This is a genomic window from Psychrobacillus faecigallinarum (assembly GCF_014836595.1).
Classification (GTDB): domain Bacteria; phylum Bacillota; class Bacilli; order Bacillales_A; family Planococcaceae; genus Psychrobacillus; species Psychrobacillus faecigallinarum.
The window spans coordinates 1-3,918 of the sequence record NZ_JACSQO010000008.1; the positions used below are offsets into that span (position 1 = coordinate 1).

General features: G+C 38.0%; 3 protein-coding genes. 1 reads left to right on the top strand and 2 read right to left on the bottom strand.

Features of this window, described 5'->3' with window-relative positions; all coding sequences use genetic code 11:
• Nucleotides 1-129: 129 nt before the first annotated feature.
• Both H9650_RS14310 and H9650_RS14315 read right to left on the bottom strand, forming a co-directional pair.
• Entirely contained in the window at nt 130-735 is a 606-nt protein-coding gene (locus tag H9650_RS14310; RefSeq protein ID WP_191697517.1) for an alpha/beta hydrolase, read from the bottom strand.
• A 74-nt stretch (nt 736-809) separates the two neighbouring features.
• Nucleotides 810-1,829, bottom strand: a complete 1,020-nt coding sequence (locus tag H9650_RS14315; protein ID WP_191697518.1) for a beta-carotene 15,15'-monooxygenase — start codon at nt 1,827-1,829, stop codon at nt 810-812.
• A gap of 98 nt (nt 1,830-1,927) precedes the next feature.
• Here H9650_RS14315 and ade point away from each other — a divergent pair, with 98 nt between their 5' ends.
• On the top strand, nt 1,928-3,676 hold the full coding sequence (gene ade, locus H9650_RS14320; RefSeq protein ID WP_154312168.1) for an adenine deaminase: 1,749 nt from the start codon (nt 1,928-1,930) through the stop codon (nt 3,674-3,676).
• Nucleotides 3,677-3,918 lie beyond the last annotated feature (242 nt).

Sequence of the window (3,918 nt, forward strand, 5' to 3'; positions counted from 1 at the left end):
TGATAAGTTAGGTATTGTATACCCGTTTTTCAACGAAAGGTGTTTTTATTTGTCTCATTTCTTTAGGTCACTGCAATTCTTAATCTACTAGGCCTTTTTATGCTTTATCGTGAGCTGAACAATTCTTCTTTATAAGTTCTTTTTATACCATTCCTTAGCGGTTTGCACTTCGTCTTGCGTCAATTGGTGACCATATTCATGCCAATATAGTTCTACGTTTGCTCCTGAATCCTGCAATATATCTCTCAGTTCTTGGGATTCTGTTGCTGGACACATAAAATCATTCTTCCCTGCCCCGATGAACACAGGCGTACCAGGCATAGTTGGAACCTCTACTCCGTGTCGTGGCACCATTGGGTGATGGAGAATCGCACCCTTGAAGACATCTTTATATTCAAACAAAAGGTTTCCTGCAATATTGGCTCCATTTGAATAACCAATTACAACTACTTTATCACGGTCAAATTTGTAATTATTAGCCGCTTCGTCGATGAAGTTTTTTAACTCCTCTGTACGGGCTTGTAAGTCCTCAAGATCAAATACGCCTTCCGCAAGACGTTTAAAAAATCGCGGCATTCCATTTTCTAATACATTCCCACGTACACTCAGAATATTCGCAGAGCTGTCTATTTCCTTTCCTAATCCCACTAGGTCATGCTCATTTCCACCTGTACCATGCAGTAATAATAAGGTCGGTTTCGAAGAATCCTCACCTTGCATATATAAATGCTTCATAACAATAGCTCCTCTTTTATCTCGAATTTGAGATAATTATAGCCAAGTTGCAATCTCACGTCAAATAATGTGTTTTACTGCACTTTTAATAGTTCCATCAGCTTCGTCGGTTCATCTACACGGATGGCGAATTGTGTCACCCTTTTTTCCTTGCCCATGAACATAGTCGCCTCTACAGGCTCCTGTAAGTGTATTATTGCCTGAGGCTCTAGTGGTTCAAAATCACGATACATAAATTGAAGGACATTTTTATCTGGTAAGGCTGCACCCCACTCTACTTCTTTTATCAGATGAAGAGGGACAATTATTCGGGCACTTAGTCCTTGTGTCACATACAATTTTTCGTTTTTTATCTCCGCTGGGTGTAGTCGAGTCACTTGAATATCAGCTAAGAAATAGAAAACACTATAAATATTTAAAGCTAATAGGACCAATGACAAAATAACAGATTTATCATGTAGCCACCAATGAAGACCAATTGTTTCAATAACAATTGCATGAATAAGCATTATATTAAAAGCTATATAGCTTGTTTTTTTATGCAGGGTAATTACATTCGGATGACTCGGGGCCTCCTTTTTCCAAGTAAAAATTGCATAATAAAACATTAAAAATTCTGAAATGATAATACGGATAAGAATATTTTTTGTAACTACTTCCTTAACAGAAGGTATCAAGCTATATAGTGCCGAAGTCTTCATATCAATCATATGTGATCTAATCTTTGGGATTTTGTAAATGACTAGAAAAACTAGGCTTAACTCTGCCAAAATTAACAATACTTCAAAAGCAATACCAATATAAAGCAACCCCGAAAACGGAGCAAATAATTCAAAAGGTATAAAAAATCTAGCTATGAACACACCACCAACCATAAGACCGATTACTTGTTTGATAGAAATTTTAAAGGTGGCATAGACTAATAAAGGTGATACAATAGCTAAATCAATAAGAGACCCTATTGCTACGCCACTGTGAAGTTGAAGTGAAAAGAAGTCCTGCACTTGTGGGCGATACAATAGAAAATTAGATAGAAGCACGAGCAAAAGAAAGGCTAATGCTATATTGGCGGCCTGTGTTTTTCGATAAATCATCTCTATTCCCCCTGTACGATTATAATTTCATTATAACTTTCCTTATACTCGCAGTTCTACTATAATTAGTAAATTATTCAGAAAAGGAGCACGACTTTGTGAACATTAATCCAAAGCAATTAAAAGATAGAATTCTTGTTTCCCAAGGGAAAGCAATAGCTGATTTTATTCTTCGAAATGCAAAGGTGGCAGATGTCTATTCTTTAGAATGGAGATTAGCAGATATTGTAGTATCCAGCGGAAATATAGTAGCTGTTGATACAACAAACACTTTTGAAGCGAAGTCTGAGGAAGATGCAAAAGGTAAATATGTCATTCCAGGTCTAATAGATGCTCATATACACATTGAATCTTCTATGGTAACTCCATCTGCATTTAGTGATATTCTCCTTCCGCGCGGCGTTACAACAGTTATTACTGATCCACATGAGATAGCTAATGTCTCAGGAGCTGAAGGGATCCAATTTATGCTAGATGATGCTCAAAAAAGTGAAATGGATATTTTTATGATGCTGCCCTCTAGTGTTCCATCTACTCCTTTCGAGAATTCCGGAGCTATCTTAAAAGCTGAAGACTTACAACCATTTTTAAGCAAAGAAAAGGTTCTAGGCTTAGCTGAAGTAATGGACTTTCCTGCAGTGCTTTCCGGAGAGCCTGATATGCTAGACAAGCTTATAATGGCCCTCGAAGCCAATGTCCAAATAGATGGTCACGGAGCTGGGCTTAAATCAAATCAAATTAGGGGCTACCGAGTGGCAGGAATCCAAACTGATCATGAATGTGTAACTGCCGAGGAAGCATTGGATAGGATTTCACAGGGCATGTATGTTTTGATAAGAGAAGGGTCTGCTGCCAAAAACTTAAAAGATGTTCTACCTGCTGTAAATGCGCACAACGCTCGTCGATTTATGTTTTGTACTGATGACAAACATTTGGATGAGCTAATAAAAGAAGGAAGTATTGACCATTCCATCCGTCTAGCTATTAACGAAGGTATGGAGCCCTTACAGGCAATTCAACTAGCAACCTTAAATGCAGCAGAATGCTATAAACTGCACAACAAAGGGGCAATAGCTCCAGGTTTTAACGCCGACTTTTTTATGATAGATAATCTAGAATCATTTCGTGCAGTTTCTGTATGGAAGAATGGGCAAAAAATTGCAGAAAATAACGAGATGTTAAAAAAAGAACCTTTCCAAAACTACCTTTCCAAAGAAATTACAGAGACCGTTCACCTACCTAGACTTTCTGTTTCTGATTTTTCCATTCCTATTACGAACAATGGAACGGCCAATGTAATAGAAATAATGCCCAATCAAATCACTACTCGCAAAAAAATTGTCAAAGTTCCTGTTTCCGATGGTCTGTTTACTCCTTGTACAGAGAAAGATTTACTTAAACTTGCAGTGATTGAACGTCATCAAGCAACTGGAAATATTGGTCTCGGAATTGTAAACGGATTTGGCCTTCAGAAGGGGGCAATAGCAACTACTGTTGCTCATGATTCCCATAACATGATTGTACTTGGGACAAATGATGAGGATATGCTTGCAGCCTGTAAGTACTTGGAAAGTATACAGGGAGGATTTGTAATTATGGATGAAGGAAAGGTAATGGCTTCCCTCGCCTTGCCTATAGCAGGGCTGATGTCAGATAAACCTGCAAATCAAACCGTCGAGGAGTTAGAGGCTTTACACGGTGCACTACACTTAATACATCCTCATTTAGACTTTCATTTGTTTTTAACTTTATCTTTCGTAAGCCTACCAGTCATACCAGAATTAAAGCTCACTGACACAGGACTTTTTGATGTCGTGAATTTCAAGCACATACCCATACAGGCATAATGCAAAATAAAAGAGCTCCCTTAATACAACTATATCTTAACCATTATTACAGCATATAGGATTGAATCGTCCGTCTAAAGTAGAAATCAACCTTCTATTGTTGATGCTTTTCCTGTAACTTTGTATTTAGTTATTTATCCAAGCGACTTTCTCATTTCTATACAACTTATGATTGAAGCGACAGACGGCGACTCCGGTGGAATGAGGGAGACAGATAAGACATCACAAACCGCCCAAGCGAC